The sequence below is a fragment of the Brachybacterium sp. AOP29-B2-41 genome, from assembly GCF_052378395.1.
In the GTDB taxonomy this organism is placed as follows: domain Bacteria; phylum Actinomycetota; class Actinomycetes; order Actinomycetales; family Dermabacteraceae; genus Brachybacterium.
In genome coordinates this window covers 20,217-43,401 of the sequence record NZ_JBQSXR010000005.1, presented here as the reverse complement: position 1 = coordinate 43,401, position 23,185 = coordinate 20,217, and the positions used below count along the sequence as shown (strand labels likewise).

Below are 23,185 nucleotides of genomic sequence, written 5' to 3'. Positions count from 1 at the left end.
CGGGGGAGTTCGGCGGGAGGACACAGCCGGAGAGTGGCCCAGGGGCCGGCTGTCCGCACCCCGTCCTCCCGCCCGGGACCGCGCGGTGCGGGCTAGCCTGGCCGCGATGAACACCAACGCGCCCCGTCCCCCGTCCGCCGCCGTCCCCTCGCCCTCGCACCTGCTGGACATCGCGACCGCCGCAGCCTTCGCGGCAGCCGAGTACATCCGCGGGTTGGACCGCGACGGCCTGGCCCGCGAGTACAAGACCTCCAGCCACGACATCGTCACCGAGCACGACCGGGCGAGCGAAGAGATCATCGTCTCCGAGCTGCGACGGCTGCTGCCCAGCGCCCGGATCGTCGGCGAGGAGGGCGGGGAGCGTCCCGCCGAGCAGCCTGCCGGAGACACCAGTGACGAGCCGGCGGTCAGCTTCTACGTGGACCCCATCGATGGCACCAGCAACTTCGCCGCTGGCCTGCCGCTGTTCTGCATCTCGATCGGTGTGACGATCGGTGACGAGCTGGTCGCCGGCGTGATCGACGCTCCGGTGCTCGGCCAGGTGTTCGCCGCGGCAGATGGTGACGCGACCCTGAACGGTCGAGTGCTGCGCCCACGCGCCACCCGGCCGGCGCCCGACGCCCTGGTGCTGGCAGGGTTCCCCGGTCAGCGCGTCGGCTCCCAGTTCCCCGACTATGCGGCACGCTCCCTCCGTTCCCTCGAGGACGAGGTCTCCGCGGTGCGGCATCTCGGCTCGGCGGCGCTCGAGCTCGCCTATGTCGCCGCCGGCTGGGCCGACGCGACGGCCCTGACCGCGATCAACTCCTGGGACGTGGCGGCCGGCTTCCACATCCTGCGCCGCGCCGGTGGCTCGCTGCGCACCTGGCCCGGCGACGACGGTGTGGAGCGCCCCGACCACCTCCAGCCCGCCTATGTGGCCTGCACCGGGCAGGAGCGCCTCGCGGTGCTCGACACCGTGCAGGAGGAACTCCAGGAGCTGCGCGACGCGCAGCGGTGAGCTCGGCGCGGTGCGCGCCGGGTGAACGCTGCGAACGCCGCCTTGCCTCCTCTGCAACCTCCCCTGTGACCGCCGCTGTGACCTCCGCTGTGACCTCCCCTGTGACCTTCGTCAAGGCGCGGATCACGATGCGACAGCACCGCAGCCGCGATGCTAATCTATCGGGGTCGCCCAGCGACATGGGGCTATGGCGCAGTTGGTAGCGCGTCTCGTTCGCAATGAGAAGGTCGGGGGTTCGAATCCCCCTAGCTCCACCGCAGATCGATCGAAGAAGCGGCCTCTGACCTGGAAGTTCATCCAGGCAGAGGCCGCTTCTGCTATGTGTGCCGGCGGGCTCAGGGGACCGTGTACCCCGCAGCGCGGAACAGGTCGTACCACTCCGAACGCTCGAGAGGAACCTCGGAGCCGAGCGCCGCATCAGCCACCCGCTGCGGCGTGGTGGTGCCGAGGACGACCTGCATCCGAGCGGGATGGCGCGTGATCCAGGCGACGGCGATCGCGATCGCGGGGACGTCGTACTTCGCCGCGAGCCGATCGATGACCTCGTTCAGCTCCGGATAGTCCGGCGAGCCGAGGAACGGTCCGTTGAAGAACCCGGCCTGGAACGGCGACCACGCCTGGAGCGTGATGTCGTGGAGCCGGCAGTAGTCGATCAGGCCGTCGTCGCGGGTGATCGACTGATCGAGCGCCTGCATGTTGGCCGCCACGCCCTGGGCGATCAGCGGTGAGTGCGTGATGGAGAGCTGCACCTGATTGGCGACGATCGGCTGCCGCACGAACTTGCGCAGCAGATCGATCTGGCGGGGCGTGTGGTTGGAGACTCCGAAGGCACGGACCTTGCCCGCGGCCTCGAGCTCGTCGAAGGCCCGAGCGACCTCTTCGGGCTCCACCAGCGCGTCCGGCCGGTGCAGGAGGAGGATGTCGATGTAGTCGGTGCCCAGGGCCTTGAGCGATCCTTCGACGGACTCGATGATGTGCTCGTAGGAGAAGTCGAAGTAGGGCCCCGAGGGCACGATCCCGGCCTTCGTCTGGATCACCCAGTCGGCACGCTCGCTCGCGGAGAGCTGGAGAGCCTCGGCGAAGCGTCGCTCGCAGCCGTGGAGGTCGGAGCCGTAGACGTCGGCGTGATCGAGGAAGCTGATGCCGGATTCCCGAGCGGTACGGATCAGGGTCCGCACCTCGTCATCGGTCTTGTCCTGGATGCGCATCAGTCCCAGGGTCACATTGGGAACGGTGATGTCCGTGCCCGGCAGTGTGAAGGTCTTCATGGTCGAGATCGTGTCCCTTGGTCGTCGTGTGGGGTGGAGGTTGCTCGCGGAAGGCGGGGCGGTCAGTTGACCTCGAGCGGGTGGCCGCCCACGCGTCCGGAGCCGTCACGAGGATCGAGGGCGTCGATCCTGGAGACCTCGTCCGCGGTGAGCTCGAAGCCGAACACGTCGAGGTTCTGGGCCATGCGCTCGCGGTGCACGGACTTCGGGAAGACGATGATGCCGCGCTGCAGGTGCCAGCGGAGCACCACCTGAGCGGGAGACACCTCATGCGTTGCTGCGGCTGCGGCGACGGCCGGAGCTTCGAACAGAGGGTACTTGCCCTGCCCCAGCGGGCCCCACGACTCGATGTGCATGCCGTGCTCGGCACCCCAGGCCAGGATGTCGCTCTGCTGATGGGCCGGGTGCAGCTCGATCTGGTCGACAGCGGGGACGACTCCCGTGTCCTTGACGATGCGATCCAGATGCTCGGGAAGATGGTTCGAGACCCCGATGGAGCGGGAGAGACCCGCGTCGCGGATCTCGATGAGCTTCTCCCAGGCGTTGGAGTAGGTGTTCTTCTCGGGGGTCGGCCAGTGCGTGAGGTAGAGGTCGACGTAGTCGAGGCCCAGCTTCTCCAGACTCGTGCGGATCGCGTCGTGCGGGGCCTCGCCCGCCTGCTGGTCATTCCACAGCTTGGTGGTCACGAACAGCTCGTCGCGCGGGATGCCGCTGCGCGCGATCGCAGCGCCGACGCCCTCTTCATTGCCGTAGATCGCGGCGGTGTCGATATGCCGGTAGCCCAGCTCCAGGGCGGTGCTCACTGCTTCCTCGGCCTCAGCCGGCGCAACTTTGAAGACGCCGTAGCCGAGCTGGGGGATGCGGTGGCCGGAGTTCAGGGTGAGGGTGGGAACTGATGTCATGCAGGGCAGACTAGAAGCGCGTAATCTACACGTCCAACAGCTTGCATCGATGAGATTGAGAAGCAGGAGTGGTCAATGGAGCTTCGCCAGATGGAATATGTGGTCGCCCTCGCGGAGGAGCGGCACTTCACGCGCGCCGCGGACCTCGCGGGCATCTCCCAATCGGGACTGTCCTCGGCGATCCGCAGTCTGGAGACGGAGCTCGGCACGCCGCTCTTCGACCGCACCACCCGCCGGGTCGAGCCCACCCCCGCGGGCTATGCGCTGCTCCCGCACGCCCGGGCGATCCTCGATGAGGCGGCGCGGGCCCGCGACGCCGTGGTCAGGGTCAGCCGCACCGTCACCGGCTCGCTGAGGGTCGGTGCCGAGCAGTGCCTCGGCCTCGTCGACGTCGCCGCACTCCTGGAGCGCTTCCATCGCCGGTATCCCCTGGTGGAGACAGAGTTCGTCCAGTCCGGTTCCCATGAGCTGGTCGATGCCGTGCGCACCGGGCACCTCGACGTCGCCTTCGTCGCGACCACTCGGCATCTGGGGGCCGTACGGCATCTGCCGCTCGGCCATGAGCCGCTGGTGGCGCTCCTGCCGCCTGCTCATCCGCTGGCCTCGCACTCGGGGCTCAGCTGGGATCTGCTGGACGGGCAGGCGTTCGTGGACTTCGGTGCTTCCTGGGGTGTGCGCACGCTGAACGATGAGTTGCTGGCCGCGCATGGGATCTCCCGCCGGGTGCGCTGCAGCGTCAACGACGTCCACACCCTGCTCGACCTGGTCAGGCGCGGGCTCGGCATCGCCATCGTCCCGCAGCATGTCGCGGCGAAGCCGCAGGCCGAGGGGCTGGGTCAGGCGCCCTTGCCCGGTGCGACCTCCGTGGAGTGGACCGTCAGCGCGATCAGCCCGATGCACGAGAGGACGGACATTCCTGCGGGAATGCTGCTCGAGCTGCTCGGGGAGACCTGTCTCGGAACCGATGGCGCGGACCTCTGCGATCAGCCAGATTCCCTCGCCCGCGAGCTGGCGGACGAGGCGCGGGCCCCGCAGCCGATCGACGGATAGGGCGAGCGCAGCGTCAGCCGGAGGACCTCAGCCGGAGGGCTCAGCACGACGTCGACGCCGCGTGCTCGAGCACTCCTCCGCCCGGGCCCGCGCTCTGGAGTTACGGGGCTCCGGTCCTCACACCGGTCTGCGCCAGCTGTGCTTCGGCTCGAAGCCCAGGACGGTGCGGGCCCTGTCGATCGACAGCAGCGTCCCGTTGCCCGCGATGTCGCCGTGCACGGGGACATCAGGGAAGACCTCGGCGACGAGCTCGGTGTTGTCGCGCGACATCACGGTATCGGCGGCGGCGATGATGAAGCGGTCGAAGCCAGGGGCCCGGTGCTCGAGCGCGAGACGCACGGCCTCGGCGCCGTCACGGCCGTCGACGTAACCCCAGAGATTCCATTTGCGCAGCGTCGCATCGGCATCGAAGGACGGGAACTCGGCGTAGTCCGCCTCATCCATGACGTTGGAGAAGCGCAGTGCGATGATCTTCAGCTCCGGATGCCAGCGCGTCAGCTCGATCGCCATCTGCTCCTCGAGGTGCTTCGAGAGCGAGTAGGTCGATTCCGGGCGCGCCGCGTAGTCCTCGTCGACCGGGATATACGGGGGTGGGGTGTCGAAGGGCAGTCCCAGCACCGTCTCGCTCGAGGCGGTCACGATGTTCGTGATGCCGGCCTTGATCGCGGCGTTGAACACGTTGTAGGTGCTGAGGAGGTTGTTCTGGAACGTCGCAGTGTTGGTCGCGAGCCCCGGCGCCGGAATCGCGCTGAGGTGCACGACGGCGTCGAACCCCTCAGGTGCCTGTTCATCGATGCCGGTGAGCGCGTCGAGCACCTGGCCGGCATCGCGCAGGTCGATGCGCACGAAACCGGAGCCCCGTTCCCCTGACTGGTCGAGATTCACGACCAGATGTCCGTGGTCACGGAGGCTGCTGACCACCGTGCGTCCAAGCTTTCCCGAGCCTCCCGTCACTGCGATTCTCATGCGCTCATGATGCACCATCGGTATTGCCCCCATCGGCCGCATTCCGCACGCCTGACGTCTCTCAGGCCCCGGCTGTCGTGGGAATCGGGTGGAACCGGCCGCCCATGCCTCGGGTGAGCACCACGGCGCTGCCCGGGGCCACGCGGGCGGCCGTGTCCTCGAGATGCTCGATGACCACCGCAAGGGCATGGCGCGCGACAGCATCCTCCGTGCTGCGAACGCTCGCGTCGACCGCGAAGCGCAGTGCCACCCGCCCGACCCGTCGTCCGGCCACCAGAGGTGCTTCCACCTCCTTCTGCTCGACCACGTGCAGGGTGCCGAGGGCGAGCACGGCCTGCTCCATGACATCGCCGGGGGAGCAGCCGGGGTGGAGCGTCCCGATGGGCACATGCATGCGGTAGCTGGGCATGGGCGAAGGCTATCCGTGCTCACCCGTCCTGTTCACGGGACATGCTCACCCGCCCTGCTCACCCCCTGCTCACCCTCCTGCTCATCTGGTCGAGCGCGTGGCCCGGCCTCCCGGTGCCCGCGCGGACGGCGCTACGCTGTCGTCCGGGAAGATCGTGCGGCGGGCAGGGCTGAGCGGGGAGCGGACGACCATGACGCAGAGCATCGTGCTGATCCATGCCATCCGTTCCTCACGGACGATGTGGAAGGGGCAGGTGCGACGGCTGCGCGAGCGGGGCTATGAGGTGATCGCCCCGGATCTTCCCGGGCATGGCCGTCGTCGTGACGAGGAGTTCAGCCTCGACGGTGCGCTGGCGACGATCGAGGATGCCGTCGGCGCGTGCGCGGAGCGTCCGCTGCTGGTCGGGCTGTCCCTCGGCGGCTACCTGACCCTGCACTGGGCCGGCACCCATCCGAGCCGATTGGCCGGGGTGGTCGCGGCGGACTGCACCATCGTGCCGGGACCCGCGACGGCCCGGCTCTACGGGCTGTGGATCTCGATGAAGGACTGGCTGCCCGGCGATTCCGACGCCCGGGTGGCCCGCGCCTTCGCCCGCCGTCACACCCGCAAGGCGGCCAAGCGCTATTACGGCGGTGGTCGCGCCCATGGGGTGGTCCGTGCCGTGGTGCGGCTCATCGGCGGTCTCGATCTGCTCGCAGATATCGCGGAGATCGACGTCCCGATCACGTTCATCAACGGCGAGCACGATCCGTTCCGACGCCACGAGGCACTGTTCATCGAGGCCGCCCGGGATGCGGAGCTGGTGATCCTCTCCGATGCCGGTCATATCGCGAACCTCTCCCGACCGAAGCGGTTCGCGAAGCTGCTGGACCGCTCCGCACGGGCGAGCGCGCTGGTGTGAGCATGACGGAATGAACACAGACCACGCCGCCGCGAAGGACGCCGCAGACGCCGCCGCGCTGGATGCCGCTGACGCCGCCTTGCTGGACGCCACCGACGGTGCGGCACAGCTGCCGGGCCCCTGGCCGGTCGTCCTGGTGCACGGCACCCGCACCTCGCATAGCCAGTGGGACCTCCAGCTGCCCTCCCTGCGCGCCGCGGGGCACCGGGTGGTCACCCCGGACCTGCCCGGCCACGGCACCCGCCGCGGTGAGCCGTTCACGCTCCCGGCCGCCGTGACAGCGATCGAGGATGCAGTCCTCCACAGCCACCAGTGCATCGGCGAACCGGTGCACCTGGTGGGCAGCTCCCTCGGCGGCATGCTCGCGATCCACGTCGCCGCGCGTCTCGCCGCAGTCCCGGGGGCACTCGGCTCGCTCACCGCCTGCGGGGCGGCCCTTCAACCTGGCCCGCGTGGAGCCCGCCTGTACGGGGCACTGATCCGGGGCACAGATCTCGTGCCGGGCATGCGCAGCGGCAGGAGCGGTGACCCTTTCACCTGGATCCTCGGGCAGGACGGAGCTCGGGCCTACCTGCGCGGCGGCCGAGCGGACGCCTCCGTGATCGCCCCCGCCTTCGCCGCGGTTGCTTCCTTGGACCTGCACGACGATCTGCGCCGGATCGATGCTCCGGTCACCTTCCTGCACGGCCGGAGCGACCACCTGCGCTCACATGAGCGGAGCCTCGTCGCAGCCGCCCCGCATGGCCGTCTGGAGCTGCTTCCCTACGGCGACCACATGGTGAACCTCAAGGCGCCCGGCCGCTTCACCGCCGATCTGCTGCGAGTGCTCGCCCGCGCCCAGCGGGAACAGACCCAGCGGGAGCAGAGCCAGCAGGACTAGACCCAGCGGGAGCAGCCCGAGCGGTAGAGCAGGCCGTAACAAGCCTGGCAGGAGCAGAGAGAACAGACCGAGGAGCCGTAGGCTGGGGGCATGCACTCCACCCCCCTGCGCGTCGGCTTCGTGCCCGGCGTCGAACCTGACCGTTTCCTGCGCCGATGGAAGTCCGGCCACCGGGACGCCTGGCTCGAGCTGGTCCCCGTCCCGCTCTCGCGCCAGCACGAGGCGCTCACGGCAGGAGAGGTCGACATGTGCTTCGTGCGTCTGCCGCTGGTGGCGGAGGAGCTGCACATGGTCTCGCTGTGGGAGGAGCGCGCCGCGATCATGGTGGGCACCGAGAATGTGCTCAGCCTGCTCGACGAGGTCGGCGAGGAGGACCTGGTGGACGAGACCGAGATCCCCTCCGCCCTCCCCGACGACGCGGCAGAACGGATCGCCGTCGTCGCCGCAGGAGTCGGCTACACCCGCGTCCCCCTCTCGCTCGCCCGGCTCCACCACCGCAAGGATGCCGTCGCCCGGCCGCTGCACGATGCTGAGCCCACCCGTATCGCCCTGGCCTGGCCGCGCGCAGCGGACGATCCGGTGCGCCAGCAATTCGTCGGCGTGGTCCGCGGCCGGACCTCACGTTCCAGCCGCTGACCAAGAACCAGCCCCGACCCAGCCCCGAACCAGCCTCGACCCAGCCCCATGAACGAGCCCACGAAGGAGCATCACCGATGACCGAGCAGCCCCGCATGAACGTCGAGAGCTTCAACCTCGACCACCGCACCGTCGCCGCGCCCTACCTCCGCATCGCGGATCGCAAGGAGCTGCCCGGTGGTGACGTGCTGACGAAGCTCGATGTGCGCTTCACCCAGCCCAATGTCGCCCACCTCGAGTCCGAGACTGTCCATTCGCTCGAGCACATGATGGCCGAGCACATGCGCAACCACTCCGGCGACGTCCTGGACGTCTCCCCGATGGGCTGCCGCACCGGCTTCTACGTGCTGCTGGTGGGCGACCACTCCACCGAGGGCTTCGCCCCCGTCCTCGAGGCCACGCTGCAGGATCTGCTGACCGCGACCGAGGTGCCCGCCGCCAATGAGGTCCAGTGCGGCTGGGGCGCCCACCACAACCTCGAGGGTGCGCAGGCCGCAGCCCGCGAGTTCCTCGACCGGCGGGCCGAGTGGGGTCAGGTCACCGCGAGCTGATGCCCTCGCGCACCGCCGCCAGCAGGCGCGCGGTGCGCTCGTCGGTCGCGATGTCGTCGATCGACACCGGGGTGCCATCGGCGTCCGCCAGCGGGATCCGCCAGTTCGGGTACTCCTCGTCGGTGCCGGGCTGGTTCTGGATGCGCCGCTCACCGACGCAGTCCACGAGCGAGACGCCCAGCAGCATCGACGGGGTCCGTGCCAGGTGGCGGTGCAGGGCCAGCACGGTCTGCTCGATATCCGCGCCCGGGGCGAGCAGCCCCTCGCCGCGCAGCACGTCGAGCACCTGCTCGCGACCGGTCGCGTCAGCCTCGAGCTCCTCGGCGAGATCCCGCTCGAGCAGTCCCAGCTCGTGGCGCAGCGCCACATGGTCGCCCGCCAGGTAGCCGGCCGTGGGCGGCAGATCGTGGGTGTTGACCGAGGCCATGCACAGGGTGCGGTAGTCCTCGGCGCGCAGCGGACGGCCCTCGCCGTCGTACTCGAACCACAGGATCGAGGTGCCCAGGATGCCGCGGTCCACGAGGTAGTCCCGCACCCACGGCTCGAAGGTGCCGAGGTCCTCCCCGACTACCAGGGTGTTCGAGCGCTGCGCCTCCAGGACGAGGATGCCGATCATCGCCTCATGGTCGTAGGAGACGTAGGCGCCGTCGGCCGCCCCATGACCCTCAGGGATCCACCACAGCCGGAACAGCCCGAGCACATGATCGATCCGCAGCGCCCCCGCATGGCGCATCAGGGTGCGCAGCATGTCCCGCCACGGCCGATAGGCGGCGTCGCGCAGCCGCTCGGGATGCCACGGCGGCTGATGCCAGTTCTGGCCCTGCTGGTTGTACTGATCGGCCGGCGCACCGACGCCGACACCGGCGGCGAGCACGTTGCGCAGCCGCCAGGAGTCCGCACCGATCTGCTCGACCCCGACGGCGAGATCGTGCATGATCCCGATCCGCATCCCGGCATCGCGCGCCGCGGTCTGGGCGGCGCTCATCTGCTCGTCCAGCAGCCACTGCGTCCAGACGTGGAAGTCGATCCGCCCGGACAGCTCGCGACGGGCCTGCTCGAGGGTGGCCTCATCGAGGTTCTGCAGGCAGGCCTCATCGGCCGTGCCGCGCACCGACTCCGCGATCGCGGACCACAGCGCGAAGTCCTCCAGCCCCTGCCCCTCACGGGCACGGTAGGCATCCAGCAGCGCTCGGCGCCCCGCGGTCAGCGGCACCGCGAACAGCTCCTCGAGCGCCTGCAGCTTTGCCGTGAGCACCTCGTCGCGTTCGAGGCGGTCCACGCGGTCGTTCCAGTCGGACACGCCCTCGCGCAGGAGACTCACTCGCTGCCGGGCGAAGTCGGACAGCTCCCGGTGCTCAGGGACGTCCTCGATGCGCAGGTACAGCGCACTGGTGAAGCGGCGGGTGACCGGCAGATAGGGGGACGGCTCGACAGGCGGGGTCGGGTAGGAGGCGTGCAGGGGATTGACCAGTAGGAAGTCTGCTCCGTGGCGGGCGCCGCTGATCGCGGCGAGATCGCGCATGTCGGCGAGGTCGCCGATGCCCCAGGAGCGCTCCGAGCGCACCGAGTACAGCTGGGCCTGGATCCCGAATGCGCGCCGGGCGGCGTACTCGGCGTGGACGGTCAGCCGGGCGGGCGTGACCACGAGGTCCGCTTCGACCGGGCCCTGCGAGGTCTCGGCGACCAGTCGATGCCAGCCCAGCGGCAGTCCGAGCGGCACGTAGAAGCGTGCGCGGCCCCGCAGCGTCCCGTCGAGCTCGAAGGGCGGGGTGTGGTCCTCAGCCTGATGGAGGTCGCGGCGGCCGCCGTCCTCGAGCCGCAGGTGCAGGCTCACCGCTGTGCCGTGCTCGATATGGACGGGAACCGTGGTGGCGCGGTCCTCGCGCAGCACGGTCACCGGGGGGAGCGTGCGCTCCCAAGGGGCACGTTCACGCGCGCGCCGTACGGAGGCGATGTCCTCCTCGGTGCTCGCGGGCGCACCGAGCGCGCCGAGGATCGCGTGCAAGGTGTCGTCGGCGACATCTTTGAGGGTGCCGTCCCAGCCCCAGTACTGGGTGCTGACACCGAGGTCGCGGGCGAGATCACGCAGCGCTGAGGAATCTGGGGCCATGGGGCAATCGTAGCGGCCGGTGCTGCCGCGACGTACCGTGTCGGCTCAGGTCCAGGACGGCAGCCACATGCGGTACCGCCACTGCTCGACGTCGAGCACCTGGCCGGTCCATACCGGCCAGAAGAACGCGGAGACCAGGACGATCAGCACCAGCAGGGAGCCGACGAACAGACCGCCCGCCAGCCGTCGTTCCCTGTCCGCGCCGGCGGGACCGATCACCAGCGTCATCACATAGGCCAGGCACAGGATCAGCCAGGGCGAGAACGCCACGGCGTAGAAGGTGAAGATCGTGCGGTCGGTGTACATCAGCCACGGGAGGTAGCCGGCGGCGATTCCCGACAGCGCTGCCCAGCCCCGTCCATCCCGGAAGACCACCGCGATCACCAGCGTCACCAGGAGCGCCAGCGTCCCCAGCCACCAGATCAGCGGATTGCCGACCGAGAGGATGTGCGCGCCGCACTTGGCGACCTCGCATCCCTGCTCCCCATACTCGTAGGAGCGGTAGTAGAAGTTCGTGGGGCGCAGCTGCAGCAGCCAGCCCGCAGGGTGCGCCGCATAGGGATGCTCCGAATCCAGCCCGACGTGGAAGGAATAGGCCTGGCGGTGGTAGAGCCACAGCGACAACAGCGAGTCGAGCACCCCGTTGCCGGTGGCCATGTCCTGCTCCGCCGTGAGGTGGCGGTTGTAGCCGACCGCAGAGGCGAACCAGCCGGCGAACGACGCCACATAGGTGACCAGCGCGATGCCGACGATCGCGAGGAAGGCGGGCACGGCATCCCGGACCAGGCCGCCCAGCAGCCAGTCGCGCTGGGCGATGGTGCGGCGCGCCCACCAGTCCCACAGCACCGTCATGATCCCGAACACCGCGACGAAGTAGAGCCCGGACCACTTCACCGAGCAGGCCATCCCCAGCAGCAGGCCGGCCAGCAGGCGCCAGGGCCGGATCCCGCCTGAGACCCCGAGCGGAGGGGCGCTCTCGGCGCTGGCGTGCATCGCCGCCGAGGCCAGCGCGAGTCGCTCGCGGAAGCGATCACGGTCGATCAGCAGTGCACCGAACGCCGCGAGCACGAAGAACATCAAGAAGGGGTCCAGCAGGCTGGTGCGGGAGTGGACCAGGGACACCCCGTCGATCGCCAGCAGCAGGCCCGCGATCAGACCGGCGGTGGTCGAGCGGAACAGCCGTCGGCCGATCCGTGCCAGCAGCAGCACCGCGATCGAGCCCAGCACCGCCGAGGAGATCCTCCAGCCCCAGGGGTTGTCCGCGCCCAGCAGCAGCATCCCGCCGCCGATCAGCCACTTGCCCAGCGGAGGATGGACCACGTACGCGCCCTTGGGCTCGTAGGAGTCCACATCCCCGGCCTCGAAGGCGGCGTCCGGCTCCTCGGGCCAGGACATCTCCACACCCTCCTGGGTGATGGCGTAGCCGTCCTTGACGTAATAGGTCTCGTCGAAGATCAGCTCCTCGACAGACCCCAGGCCCCACAGGCGCAGCACCAGTGCCAGCCCGAACACAGCCATCGCCCCGGCCCATGCCATCCGGGACAGCGGCAGGTCGAAGGTCTTCAGCCGCCGACGGTAGGAGGCGAGCAGCGCGCCCGGCTCGTCCTCGACGGGGGCGCGGTGGGTGGCTTCCTCCTCCGTGTGCACCCGCACATGCTAGGACATCACCCGGCGGGAGCAGCGGGGCGCGCGGGGAGCGACAGCGGAGTGCCCGCGAGCCGCAGGCTGGTTAGCATGGCCAGATGCTCGAACCCGGAGTCCTCACCCTCGCCGCCACCCCTATCGGCAATCCGCTCGACGCCTCGGTGCGCCTGATGCGTGCGCTGGCCGAGGCGGACCTGATCGCCGCCGAGGACACCAGACGGCTCGCCCGCCTGGTGCGCGATCTCGAGGTGGAGACCAGCGGGCGGATCCTCTCGTACCACGAGCACAACGAGGCCGAACGGACGGGCGTGCTGCTCGAAGCGCTCGCGGCAGGGCAGCGGGTGCTGATCGTCACCGATGCCGGGATGCCGGTGGTCTCCGACCCGGGCTTCGAGGCAGTGCGGGCGGCGGCCGAGGCGGGCTTCCGGGTCACCGTGATCCCCGGCCCCTCGGCGGTGCTGACCGCGCTGGCCGCCTCCGGGATCGCCCCGGACCACTTCACCTTCGAGGGCTTCCCTCCGCGGCGCGAGGGCCGCAAGGCCTCAGCGCTGGAACCGCTCGCATCCGAACTGCGCACCATGGTCTTCTTCGAGTCGCCGCGCCGCACCGCCGCCACGCTCGCCGCGATGGCTGAGGCCTTCGGGGTGGACCGCCGCGGCGCTGTCGCCCGGGAGCTGACCAAGACCCATGAGGAGATCGTGCGCGGCACGCTGGCCGAGCTCGCTGCCTGGGCCGCCGACGGCGACGTGCTCGGAGAGGTGGTGCTCGTGGTGGCAGGGGCCGAGCCCGCCGCCGTCACTGCTGAGAGCCTCGTCGAGCAGGTGCTGGCCCGGGCTGCGGCAGGGGAGCGGCTCAAGGATGCCGCCAAGGAGCTCGCCCGGGCGCATCCCGGGGTCGGCGCGAGTGAGCTCTACGACCTCGCGCTGAAGCGGCGCAGCTGAGGCATCGCGGTTGACTCGCCGCGGTGAGGGACTGCGGCTGCAGCACCGCAGCCGCGACTCCGTGGCTGACGGGGCGCGGATCATCGCTGCCACCGAACAGAAGCGAACATGACGACGCCCCCGACAGCAGCTGCTGTCGGGGGCGTCGGCGGAGATCTCGGTGGAGCGGGCTGGGCCCGCGCCGGATCACTCCTTGATCGAGATCAGTCTGCGACTACTCGACTGATTTCCTACCGCTCGCAAGCTCGCAGTACGTCGATCAGTCCTCGATCTGGAGGAGGCCGCGCTGGTACGCCTTTGCGAGGCGACGCGGCACGGAAGCGGTGCGGCCACGAACCGTCACCTGCACGAGGTCGGCGTTGTTGGCCTTCCACTGCGAGCGGCGGGAGTGCGTGCGCGCACGGGACATCTTGAACTTGGGCACTGCCATGGGATGCTCCTTGACGGTCCGGAGGGTGAACTGGCGTTGACGCCCGTCCCGAGCAGCGACCCGAACCCGGTCCGTGAGGAATCGGGGCGCTCGGGTGCACGAAAGGACGCACAACGACGACTCATCTTGCCACATCGTGGCCTTCACCGCTCGCTCCGGGCCCGTGAGCTATCGCACCGGAGTGGTGGGATGCGTCGCACCTCACTCAGCGCGCCGGCTTGAGGTCCCTCTCTGGCCGAACCGGGCACAGTCTGGTCACGCTCGCGGCTCGGGGGCGCCCCGTTGGTCCTGGGTTCACCCTGATCCTCCTACCATGGTCGCATGCCGTCTGAGCACCAGAACCCGTCCGGCGCCGCGGTCCCGCCACCGGTGCGCGACCGTGAGGACATCGATCCTCGCGGGAAGAAGCGTGACCGCTCCTGGCCCGCGATCCCGGAGCCGCTGCCCTTCCCTGTGATCGACAACCACTGCCATCTCGACTTCGCCGACGGAGACGAGCAGCTCAGCGTGCTCGACCATGTCGCACGGGCCGCCGCCGTCGGCGTCGATGCGCAGATCACGATCGGTTCAGATCTCGAGGCGGTGCGCTGGACCGCGGCACTGCTCGCCTCGGAGACATGCCCGCCCACCCTGCGCGGCGGTATCGCCGTGCACCCCAACGAGGCGGCGCTCCATGCACGGGGCAAGGACCAAAAGGGCCGTGAACTGGTGGGGCTGGATGAGGCGATCGCCGAGGTGTCCGAACTGCTGCGCGGCCCCGGAATGGTGGTCGTGGGGGAGACGGGGCTGGACTGGTTCCGCACCTCACGGGACGACGACCAGGCCCGCACCGCCCAGATCGAGTCGTTCCGCGCCCACATCGCGCTCGCCAGGGAACTCGATCTGCCGCTGCAGATCCATGACCGGGACGCCCATCGCGACGTCCTCGAAGTCCTCGAGGCCGATGGCGCCCCCGAACGCACCGTCTTCCACTGCTTCTCCGGCGATGCCGAGTTCGCGCGCACCTGCGTGGATCGCGGCTGGTTCCTCTCCTTCGCCGGGACCGTGACCTTCAGCAGCGCCGGCTACCTGCGCACCGCGCTCGCGGAGGTGGGACTCGGTCAGGTGATGGTCGAGACCGACGCACCCTTCCTCACCCCGGTGCCCTACCGCGGGCGACCCAACTCCTCCTACCTGATCCCTCACACCATGGCCACCATCGCCGAGGTGACGGGCACCGACCTGGAGCAGGCATGCCGCGCGATCCGCACCACCACCCAGGATGTCTACCGATGGCCTCTGGAGGTGGCGGCATGAGCGGCGAGACGACGCCCAGCGCAGGGCTCCTGCTCACCGCGCGCGATATCCGTGACCTCGCCGAGGCCGCGGGCATCCGGCCCTCGAAGCAGCGCGGGCAGAACTTCGTGATGGACCCGAACACCGTGCGGACCATCGTCGGCCGTGCCCACGTGGAGCCGGGGCAGGCGGTGCTCGAGGTAGGACCCGGACTGGGGTCCCTGACGCTCGGCCTGCTCGAGACGGGGGCCGACGTGGTCGCCGTCGAGCTGGATCGCGGCCTGGCCGAGCTGCTCCCGCTCACGCTGCGTGCCCGTGGCGTCGAGGACGACCGCTTCCAGCTCCTCCACGACGACGCCCTTCAGGTGACCGAGCTGCCTGCGCTGCCCCGAGCGGGTGAGCCGACCGCGCTGGTCGCCAATCTTCCCTACAACGTCGCCACCCCCATCCTGCTCACGATGCTCGAGCGCTTCGACTCCCTCCGCTCGGCCCTCGTGATGGTGCAGTCCGAGGTGGTGGACCGTCTCATCGCCGGCCCGGGCTCGCGCACCTATGGCGGCCCCAGCGTGAAGCTCGCCTGGTACGGGCGGGCCGTGCATGCGGGGAAGATCTCCCGACAGATCTTCTGGCCGGTTCCCAACGTCGACTCGGCGCTCGTGGAGCTGGTGCGGCACGAGCAGCCGCTCGGCACCGCCGAGGAGCGGGAGTCGGTCTTCACGATCATCGATGCCGCCTTCGCCCAGCGCCGCAAGACACTGCGTGCCGCGCTCGCCGGCTGGGCTGGGACCGCACCGCGTTCCGAGCAGATCCTGCGCGCCGCCGGCATCGACCCCGGCGCCCGTGGCGAGACCTTGGAGATCGATCAGTTCCGGGCCATCGCCCGGGCGGAACAGGGGCTGGCACGGACCGAGGGTGAGGCCCTCTGATGCCGTCCGCACTGGACCGCGTGGTCGTCCGCGCCCCGGGGAAGATCAATCTGTCGCTCATGGTGGGCGGGGTTGACGGACGCGGTTATCACTCCCTGGCCACGGTGTTCCAGGCAGTCGACCTCTACGAGACGGTCACCGCGACCCGTGCGAGCACTCTCAGCCTGGAGCTCACCTCGGAAGTCCCCGGAGAGCTCCCTCTGGATGGCAGCAACCTCGCCCTGCGGGCGGCTCAGCTGCTGCGTGAGGAATGCGCTCTGGAGGTCGGCGCTGCGCTGCACATCCACAAGCAGGTGCCGATCGCCGGCGGCATGGGCGGCGGGTCGGCGGACGCCGCGGCGACGCTGGTCGCGCTCGACCGCCTGTGGGGGACCGGGCTCGGCAGCGAGAAGCTGCGCGAGCTCGGAGCGCAGCTGGGAGCCGACGTCCCCTTCGCGATGCTCGGCCACACGGCGCTGGGGCGCGGCAACGGCACCGACCTCACCACCGTGCTCACCCATGGCGAATGGACCTGGCTGCTCGCGGTCCCCGGCGGTCACCTCTCGACGCCGGAGGTGTTCCGGAAGTTCGACGAGATCTCGTTGACGAACGGGCGTGCACTGCCCGAGCAGCCGGATCTGGATGAGCGGCAGCTGCAGGCGCTCAGCGGCGCGAACCTCGAACTGCTGGCGGATACCCTGCACAACGATCTGCAGGCCGCAGCGTTCGCGCTGCATCCGCGCCTGGAGCCGGTGGTCGAGGCCGCCGAACGGCTGGGAGCGCCGGCCGCGCTGGTCAGCGGCTCAGGGCCGACGGTCGCCGTGCTGGTCGAGGACGAAGCGCAGGCCCGAGGAATCGCCGCGGGACTGATGCGCGATGGACTCGTCGAGAGCTGCCTGGTGGCGCGGGGTTCCGCGCCGGGGGCGAGCGTGCTCGAAGCGAGCTGAGCGTCGAGCGACGGAGTCTCGCGCTTATGCGTCGGGGCTCTTCACTCTGCCGGCAGCGAGATCGTCGTTTCGGGGCCTCGATCGAGCTGGGACTCCATGGGCTCTATGGGGCTCACGATCTTCCAACGCGCTGGCCATTTTCCAACGCGCTGACCACCTTCCAATGCGCTGACCACCTTCCGACGCGCTGGCCACCTTCCAATGCGCTGAGCATCGCCACCGGTAGCCGGAGACCTCGTTCTGTACGGGGCACTTCCAGGTGCCCATCGAGCGCGGACAAACTGGTCATCCGCGGCTACCTGCTGTTCCTCTCGGTGCGATCTGTGATTGCGAAGTTGATGGTAAAGGGATCGCTATTTCGGTGTCCGGACGCCGGTCGTGCGTGTCCCACGTGACTATATGGCTCCGTCTGTGAATAATGCAAGAGAAAGCAGCGATTGGAAATGTCTGTGTGGATGTGGTGTCTTGGCGCCCTCAGTTGTACAACATCTGGACCTGCTTCGATGAGGCCGCCTGGCCGCTTCGTATGCTGCCCGTGAATAGCAGGATAGTGCCGTTCCCGCACTTCGCAGTTGCCGCGACGGTTCCTCCACACTCCCAGTTATCCACAATTCAAGATTACTGATTGGTAGAGTTCCCTCGCGCCTTCCTTTCGTCGAATAGGTGTGCGAAAATGGCGCCATGACAGATCAGTCGCACAGTGATGATGCAGACTCCCAGGAGGCCGGGCGCGGCGTTTCTGGTGATGCGTCTCGCCATGCGGGTGCGGGCGAAGGATCGGGCTCGGGCTCGGAGGTGTCAGGGCCCCGGTCCGTCGCGGCACGCATTCGGCGGCGCAGCACACTCCCGATCTCCGCGAACGACGAAGAGCTGTGGATCGGTGACACCGACATCACCGCTGTGCGTTCCGTGCTTGCTGAGATCGGTGCGGACGGGTCGTTCGCGCTGGAGAAGCTGGCCGCGTCCGAGACCATCTCGCTGCTGTCGCGGGTCCAGGATCTGAACGGTGCGATCGCAGCGGTGCAGGCACGGGCGCTGGTCCACCTGGAGCACGTGGTCAAGGAAGATTCCCTGCGCCGCGAGGACACGCCGAAGCAGGCGGTGAAGATCGCACGCTCGGAGACATCGAAAGCCCTGAAGCAGTCGAAGTCCTGCGTCGGCCAGTCGATGTCCTCCTCTCGCCGGCTGGTCCTCTCCATGCCCGGCATGCTCACCGCGCTCGCGCAGGGCCGGATCCTTGCCACCTCTGCGCACAAGGTGGGTCGCACGATGGGGCCGGCAACCCCCGCTCAGCGCACCCAGGTCGATGAGATCCTCGCGGCCCACCTGCCCTACCTCGATGGCTGCGGCCCTGAAGAGTTGGCCGGTGAAGCAGCCAAGGTGCTGCACGGACTGGACCCTCGTGGCGCTGCGGACCGCCACCGCACAGCGAAGCGAGATCGCAGCATCACTGTGCGCCGGGGTGAGCACGGCATGTGCACTGTCACCGCGCACCTGCCGGCGCTCGACGGGGCCCGAATCCGCAAAGGGCTCTCGGTGGCTGCGGAGAAGGCTCGCGCCCACGGCGACCGGCGCGGCCATCAGCAGATCATGGCGGACCTCTTCGCCGATGCCCTGATCGGACGCGGAGAAGGGATCGACCCCTCCACGCTGGAGATCGCCGTCATCATCACGGACCGCTCCCTGCTCGCACCCGAGCACGCCGACGCCGCCACCATCGAGGGCTACGGCCCGGTGCCGTACGAACACATCCGCCAGGAGATGCTCGATGCGGCGACGTCAGATGTGGACGACCCCGATCTGACCATGGCCCTCCGTCGGCTCTACCTCGACCCAGAGGACGGGCAGCTCGTCGCCGTCGATTCCGTCTCCCGTGAGTTCCCGCCCGCCCTCGCCCGATTCCTTCGCCTGGGTCACCAGACCTGTCGCGCGCCCTACTGCGACGCGAACATCCGGCAGAACGATCACATCGTTCCCTGGTCGCAGGGAGGCCCCACCTCTCTTCTCAACGGCAACGGCGTGTGCGTCGGCGACAACCAGAAGGAAGAATCCGGCGAGAGAGCCCGGGTCATCACCGACGAGAACGGCGTCAGACGCACTGTCGAGTGGACAAGCCGATACGGACAGAAGGCCAGGCGACGGGGCATCAACTTCGACCCCCTCGGCACCGGGCTCAGACTCCTGGACGAGTCAGCACGACAGATGAGAGATGCGTCAGACCCCGAAAGCGGCGCGCCCGACGATGACACGGTCTCCGCAGTACATCCCGGCGCCGACGAAGAACGGCGCGACCCGATCGCGGGCGTTCCCCCGGGTGGTCCAGAGGATCCCAATGCTTCGTTCCATCGAGCCTTCGCACGAGTGGAGCGCAGGGCTCTCGATCTCACCGATCCGCATCCGAGATTTCGCAATGCCCGACGCAATCGGCACTGGCTCCTCCAGGGGCGCACCGACTACATCTTCACTCCGCACCTCGACATCATCGACAGCTGGTAGCTCGACAGCTGGCAACTCGACAGCCAGTAAATCGACGGCCTGTAAGGAGTCCCTGCACGAGGCCTCCAGGGATTCCGGACCGCCCTCACTCGAGCAGCTCGGACAGCTCCAGCCAGCGCTCCTCGAGCTCCTCGATCTCCGCCTCGACAGCGCGCAGCTCATCGGTGATCTTCTGCAGCCCGACATAGTCGGACTGGTCGTGCGCCGCGAGTGTGGAATGCAGCGACGTCGTCTGCTTGTCGAGCTTCTTCATCCTCCGCTCGATCGCACCGAGCTCCTTCTGCGCCGTATGAGCCTGCGCCCCCGACACATTCGATGCGGACTCGGACGCGCCGCCGCCAGCGCCAGCGGAGCCACCCGCTGACTTCGCTCCCGCAGATTTCGACCCCGCAGCCTTCGCTCCCGCAGAGCGTCCAGCCGCGCCCTTCGCCGACGAGGACCCACCAGATGCCGCATCCTCACGCAGGCCCTCTGCCCGCAGCGCGAGGTACTGCTCGACGCCGCCCGGCACATGCCTCACCGCACCGTCGAGCACCGCGTACTGGATATCGGTGACCCGCTCCAGCAGGTACCGGTCGTGGGAGACGACGATCAGCGGCCCGGGCCAGGTGTCCAGCAGATCCTCCATGGCAGCGAGCATGTCGGTGTCCATGTCGTTCGTCGGCTCGTCGAGCACGAGCACATTGGGCTCCTCAAGGAGGGTGAACAGCAGGTTCAGGCGTCGCTGCTGCCCACCGGAGAGTGCTCCCACCAGAACCTTCTGATGCGCCGTCGTGAAGCCGAGACGCTCCAGCAGCTGTCCGGGGGAGACCTCGTCCTTCCCTGCCCGGAAGGTGGTGCGGTACTTCGCCACCACATCGCTGACCCTGGAGTTCAGATGCTCCTCGAGCCCCTCGAGCCGCTGCGACACCTGGCGGACAGTCACCGTCTTGCCCCGCTTGACCCGGCCCGCCTGCGGCTCGAGGTCCCCGGTGATCAGTGCGAGCAGCGTGGACTTGCCGGCCCCGTTGGGGCCCAGCACGCCGATGCGATCCGCTGGCCCGATATGCAGGGTGACATCGCGCAGCACGGTGAGATCGTCATAACCGGCGTCGACATCGAGCACATCGATCACGTCGCGGCCCAGCCGCGAGGTCGCCAGCTGGGTCAGCTCGACGGTGTCCCGCACCGGCGGCTCCCCGGCGATCAGCTCATTGGCGGCATCGATGCGGAACTTCGGCTTCGCGGTCCGGGCAGGTGCACCCCGGCGCAGCCAGGCCAGCTCCTTGCGCATCAGGTTCTGCCGCTTCGACTCGATGGTCGCCGCCTGCCGGTCCCGCTCGACGCGCTGCAGCACATAGGCCGCGTAGCCGCCCTCGAAGGGCTCGACGATCCCGTCGTGCACCTCCCACATCCGGGTGCACACCGCGTCGAGGAACCAGCGGTCGTGCGTGATCACCACCAGCCCGCCATCCTTCGGGCTCCAGCGTCGGCGCAGATGCTCCGCGAGCCAGGAGATCCCCTCGACGTCGAGATGGTTGGTGGGCTCATCGAGCAGGAGCACGTCCCAGTCGCCCACGAGCAGCTCTGCCAGGTGGACGCGCCGCAGCTGGCCGCCGGAGAGATCGGTCAGCGGAGCATCCAGGTCGATGCCCCCGAGCAGTCCTTCGAGCACATCGCGGATCCGCGGATCCGAGGCCCACTCGTAGTCCGGTCGATCGCCGAGCACGCGCTCATGCACGCTGGTCTCGGCTGTCGCCTCGTCCTGCTGGCTCAGCACACCGACCCGGACCCCGCCGCGCACGGTGACCCGGCCCTCGTCGGGCTCCCTGAAACGCGCCAACAGCCGCAGCAGGGTGGACTTGCCATCACCATTGCGCCCCACCACCCCGATCCGGTCGCCCTCGTCGATCCCGACGGTGATGTCATCCAGCAGCACGCGGTCGGGCAGCGCGACGTGCAGGGATTGGGTGCCGAGCAGATGAGCCATGCGATGAAGTCCTCAAGAGTGGTGTCGGTGGGTCGTGGCGGAATGGCGGGGAGACGGGGCGGCGGGGCGAACGGCCAGACATCCTCAACGGTCGCGTGCTCGGGCGCTTCAGGCGACCCTGGACTGTCGAAGAATCGTGCAGCTCACAATTCCTGATGGCGGTGAACGGCTCTGGGAGCGGTCAGCGGCGCTGATTGCGGCCGAGGGCCTCGGGACCGGTCGACGACTCTGGTGGCGGCGGTGCTGGTGGCGGCGGTGCTGATGGAGGCGACGAGAGAGTCGACGGCCACCGCACGGGAAGCCCTCACATTGAGCGGGGCGTCTCCGACTCGAAGGTCAGCAGCAGAGAGCGCAGGGTGTCGGCGAGGCTGGAGCGTCCGTCGGGGGCGAGCGGCTCGAGCAGCTCCTGCTCCGCGTCCAGCAGCCGCTCCATCGCCGCATCGACCCGGGCGACGCCATCGGCTCGCAGCCTCACCTCGACCGCGCGGCCGTCGTGCGGGCTGCGGTTCTTGCTCACCAGATCCCGTGCGACCAGCTTGTCGATCCGGGTCGTCATGGTGCCGCTGGTCACCAGCGTCTCGTGCATGAGTGCGCCGGGGGAGAGGGCATCCTCGCCGCTGCGGCGCAGCGCGGAGAGCATGTCGAACTCCCATCCCTCGAGGCCCGCGTCCGTGAAGGCACTGCGGCGGGCGACCTCGAGATACCTCGAGAGTCGGGAGATGCGGGAGAACACCGCCAGCGGTGCGACGTCCAGATCGGCGCGTGCCCTCTGCCAGCCTTCGACGATGCGGTCGACCTCGTCGTGGCGGCATGCGTCGGCGTCCTCAGGCATAGGGGGCATGAGCCGAGTCTAGGTGCCGCTCAGCTGTGGGTGTCGCCGCGCAGAGCCGGGGTCTTCTGCAGGGCGCTGAGTCCGTACCAGGACAGATTGACCATGCGTGCCGCGACGATCTCCTTCTGGGGCTCGCGGGTCTCGAGCCACCACTGACCGGTGTACGCGACCATCCCCACCAGCATCTGCGCGTACAGGGCAGCGTCTCGAGGCGGATACGAATGGAGGGTGAGCTGGGCGGCGAGGATCTCCTCGACGCGTCCGGCCACATCTGTCAGCAGGGAGGAGAAGGTGCCGAGGGTGTGGCTGACGGGGGAGTCCCGCACGAGGATGCGGAAGCCGTCCTCGTTCTCGTCGATGTAGGCGAGGAACGCCAGCGCGGCCCGCTCCATCAGCACCCGGGGGTGCTCCCGCTGATTCTGGAGGGAGCTCTCCAGGTCCCCCAGCAGCGTGGAGACCTCGCGGTCCACGACCACCGCGTACAGCCCTTCCTTGCCTCCGAAGTGCTCGTACACGATCGGCTTGGAGACCTTGGCACGGGCCGCGATCTCCTCGACCGTGGTCATGTCGAAGCCCTTCTCGGCGAACAGCTGCCGGCCCACCGCCACCAGCTGCTCGCGCCGCTCCTTGCCCGTCATCCGGGTCGATCGACCGCGGGCTGCCCCGTTCTCCGCCATGGTCGGAGTCTTCCACACCCCTCTCGGCACGCCGCGATACCGCACTCGGCACGCCGCGATACCGCACTCGGCACGGCGCGATACCGCATTCGGCACGTCACGACGTCGCGCTCGGCAGGTCGCCGAGCGGCGCAGGCGGTAGAGCGACCTGTGCCACCGATGGACTCGACGAGGTCCGGGAGGGGCGCCACGGACGATAGGATCAGGCCGCGTCCGTGGCGCTGGGTGCCCGTTCCGGATCCCTGAGGAGCCGGCTCGTCGCCAGGCCCTGCCGGACGCGATCCGCCATGGTGTAATCGGCAACACCTCAGATTTTGGTTCTGAAATTTCAGGTTCGAGTCCTGATGGCGGAACGCTCACCGCCCCTGCGGCGGTGCCGCAGACCTCACCCGTCGATCC

At 69.0% G+C, this 23,185-nt stretch carries 21 protein-coding genes and 2 tRNA genes; 13 read left to right on the top strand and 10 right to left on the bottom strand.

The features are described 5' to 3' along the window. The first annotated feature begins 106 nt into the window (after positions 1–106). Both ACT3T9_RS06460 and ACT3T9_RS06455 read left to right on the top strand, forming a co-directional pair. Positions 107–997, top strand: a complete 891-nt coding sequence (locus ACT3T9_RS06460) for an inositol monophosphatase family protein (RefSeq protein WP_441445444.1) — start codon at positions 107–109, stop codon at positions 995–997. Between the two features lie 181 nt (positions 998–1,178). Next, positions 1,179–1,251 (top strand) — tRNA-Ala (locus tag ACT3T9_RS06455). Between the two features lie 81 nt (positions 1,252–1,332). Here ACT3T9_RS06455 and ACT3T9_RS06450 read toward each other — a convergent pair. Continuing rightward, on the bottom strand, positions 1,333–2,265 hold the full coding sequence (locus ACT3T9_RS06450) for an aldo/keto reductase (protein WP_441445522.1): 933 nt from the start codon (positions 2,263–2,265) through the stop codon (positions 1,333–1,335). A gap of 62 nt (positions 2,266–2,327) precedes the next feature. Next, on the bottom strand, positions 2,328–3,167 hold the full coding sequence (locus ACT3T9_RS06445) for an aldo/keto reductase (RefSeq protein WP_441445523.1): 840 nt from the start codon (positions 3,165–3,167) through the stop codon (positions 2,328–2,330). A 75-nt stretch (positions 3,168–3,242) separates the two neighbouring features. Between ACT3T9_RS06445 and ACT3T9_RS06440 the strand changes: the two genes are divergently transcribed. Next, a complete protein-coding gene (locus ACT3T9_RS06440) occupies positions 3,243–4,217 on the top strand; it encodes a LysR family transcriptional regulator (RefSeq protein ID WP_444606165.1) in 975 nt (324 codons plus the stop codon). A gap of 117 nt (positions 4,218–4,334) precedes the next feature. Here ACT3T9_RS06440 and ACT3T9_RS06435 read toward each other — a convergent pair whose 3' ends face one another. After that, entirely contained in the window at positions 4,335–5,183 is an 849-nt protein-coding gene (locus tag ACT3T9_RS06435; RefSeq protein WP_442331925.1) for an NAD-dependent epimerase/dehydratase family protein, read from the bottom strand. 61 nt (positions 5,184–5,244) lie between these two features. Continuing rightward, a complete protein-coding gene (locus ACT3T9_RS06430; protein WP_441445526.1) occupies positions 5,245–5,592 on the bottom strand; it encodes a hypothetical protein in 348 nt (115 codons plus the stop codon). A 190-nt stretch (positions 5,593–5,782) separates the two neighbouring features. On the opposite strand from ACT3T9_RS06430, the gene ACT3T9_RS06425 reads away from it, so the two are divergent. The 4 genes from ACT3T9_RS06425 (at position 5,783) to ACT3T9_RS06410 (ending at position 8,560) form a co-directional block, all read left to right on the top strand. Beyond that, on the top strand, positions 5,783–6,493 hold the full coding sequence (locus ACT3T9_RS06425; protein ID WP_444606164.1) for an alpha/beta fold hydrolase: 711 nt from the start codon (positions 5,783–5,785) through the stop codon (positions 6,491–6,493). A 10-nt stretch (positions 6,494–6,503) separates the two neighbouring features. Then, positions 6,504–7,373, top strand: coding sequence for an alpha/beta fold hydrolase (locus ACT3T9_RS06420; protein ID WP_444606163.1), 870 nt, complete (start codon positions 6,504–6,506; stop codon positions 7,371–7,373). A gap of 90 nt (positions 7,374–7,463) precedes the next feature. Further along, positions 7,464–8,009, top strand: a complete 546-nt coding sequence (locus ACT3T9_RS06415; RefSeq protein ID WP_444606162.1) for a LysR substrate-binding domain-containing protein — start codon at positions 7,464–7,466, stop codon at positions 8,007–8,009. 77 nt (positions 8,010–8,086) lie between these two features. Beyond that, complete coding sequence (locus ACT3T9_RS06410) at positions 8,087–8,560, top strand: S-ribosylhomocysteine lyase (RefSeq protein ID WP_441445530.1); 474 nt, start codon at positions 8,087–8,089, stop codon at positions 8,558–8,560. On the opposite strand, the gene malQ is transcribed toward ACT3T9_RS06410, so the two are convergent. After that, entirely contained in the window at positions 8,547–10,670 is a 2,124-nt protein-coding gene (malQ, locus tag ACT3T9_RS06405; protein ID WP_442331930.1) for a 4-alpha-glucanotransferase, read from the bottom strand. The two genes, ACT3T9_RS06410 and malQ, sit on opposite strands and share 14 nt — an antisense overlap. Before the next feature lie 45 nt (positions 10,671–10,715). Then, positions 10,716–12,323, bottom strand: coding sequence for a dolichyl-phosphate-mannose--protein mannosyltransferase (locus tag ACT3T9_RS06400; protein WP_444502601.1), 1,608 nt, complete (start codon positions 12,321–12,323; stop codon positions 10,716–10,718). An 89-nt stretch (positions 12,324–12,412) separates the two neighbouring features. Between ACT3T9_RS06400 and rsmI the strand changes: the two genes are divergently transcribed. Continuing rightward, positions 12,413–13,255, top strand: a complete 843-nt coding sequence (gene rsmI / locus ACT3T9_RS06395; RefSeq protein ID WP_441445533.1) for a 16S rRNA (cytidine(1402)-2'-O)-methyltransferase — start codon at positions 12,413–12,415, stop codon at positions 13,253–13,255. A gap of 259 nt (positions 13,256–13,514) precedes the next feature. Here rsmI and rpmF read toward each other — a convergent pair whose 3' ends face one another. Beyond that, positions 13,515–13,685 carry a 50S ribosomal protein L32 gene (gene rpmF / locus ACT3T9_RS06390; RefSeq protein ID WP_096799564.1) on the bottom strand — a complete coding sequence of 57 codons (171 nt, stop codon included), beginning with the start codon at positions 13,683–13,685 and terminating at the stop codon, positions 13,515–13,517. A 321-nt stretch (positions 13,686–14,006) separates the two neighbouring features. Between rpmF and ACT3T9_RS06385 the strand changes: the two genes are divergently transcribed. The 4 genes from ACT3T9_RS06385 (at position 14,007) to ACT3T9_RS06370 (ending at position 19,308) form a co-directional block, all read left to right on the top strand. Next, positions 14,007–14,981, top strand: a complete 975-nt coding sequence (locus ACT3T9_RS06385) for a TatD family hydrolase (RefSeq protein WP_441445534.1) — start codon at positions 14,007–14,009, stop codon at positions 14,979–14,981. Beyond that, positions 14,978–15,886 (top strand): 16S rRNA (adenine(1518)-N(6)/adenine(1519)-N(6))-dimethyltransferase RsmA, encoded by a 909-nt coding sequence (gene rsmA, locus ACT3T9_RS06380; RefSeq protein WP_441445535.1) that lies wholly within the window; start codon positions 14,978–14,980, stop codon positions 15,884–15,886. Before ACT3T9_RS06385 ends, rsmA begins: the two co-directional genes overlap by 4 nt. Then, the gene (locus ACT3T9_RS06375; protein WP_441445536.1) at positions 15,886–16,812 is read left to right on the top strand and encodes a 4-(cytidine 5'-diphospho)-2-C-methyl-D-erythritol kinase; all 927 of its coding nucleotides are present in this window, start codon (positions 15,886–15,888) and stop codon (positions 16,810–16,812) included. Before rsmA ends, ACT3T9_RS06375 begins: the two co-directional genes overlap by 1 nt. A gap of 795 nt (positions 16,813–17,607) precedes the next feature. After that, on the top strand, positions 17,608–19,308 hold the full coding sequence (locus ACT3T9_RS06370) for a DUF222 domain-containing protein (RefSeq protein ID WP_444606161.1): 1,701 nt from the start codon (positions 17,608–17,610) through the stop codon (positions 19,306–19,308). An 85-nt stretch (positions 19,309–19,393) separates the two neighbouring features. Here the strand turns inward: ACT3T9_RS06370 and ACT3T9_RS06365 are convergent, their stop codons facing one another. The 3 genes from ACT3T9_RS06365 to ACT3T9_RS06355 form a co-directional block, all read right to left on the bottom strand. Further along, positions 19,394–21,277 (bottom strand): ABC-F family ATP-binding cassette domain-containing protein, encoded by a 1,884-nt coding sequence (locus ACT3T9_RS06365; RefSeq protein ID WP_444606160.1) that lies wholly within the window; start codon positions 21,275–21,277, stop codon positions 19,394–19,396. Between the two features lie 304 nt (positions 21,278–21,581). Next, positions 21,582–22,118 carry a MarR family winged helix-turn-helix transcriptional regulator gene (locus ACT3T9_RS06360; protein ID WP_441445539.1) on the bottom strand — a complete coding sequence of 179 codons (537 nt, stop codon included), beginning with the start codon at positions 22,116–22,118 and terminating at the stop codon, positions 21,582–21,584. A 20-nt stretch (positions 22,119–22,138) separates the two neighbouring features. After that, complete coding sequence (locus ACT3T9_RS06355; RefSeq protein ID WP_441445540.1) at positions 22,139–22,786, bottom strand: TetR/AcrR family transcriptional regulator; 648 nt, start codon at positions 22,784–22,786, stop codon at positions 22,139–22,141. A 281-nt stretch (positions 22,787–23,067) separates the two neighbouring features. Between ACT3T9_RS06355 and ACT3T9_RS06350 the strand changes: the two genes are divergently transcribed. Next, positions 23,068–23,139, top strand: a tRNA-Gln gene (locus ACT3T9_RS06350). The last annotated feature ends 46 nt before the right edge of the window (positions 23,140–23,185 follow it).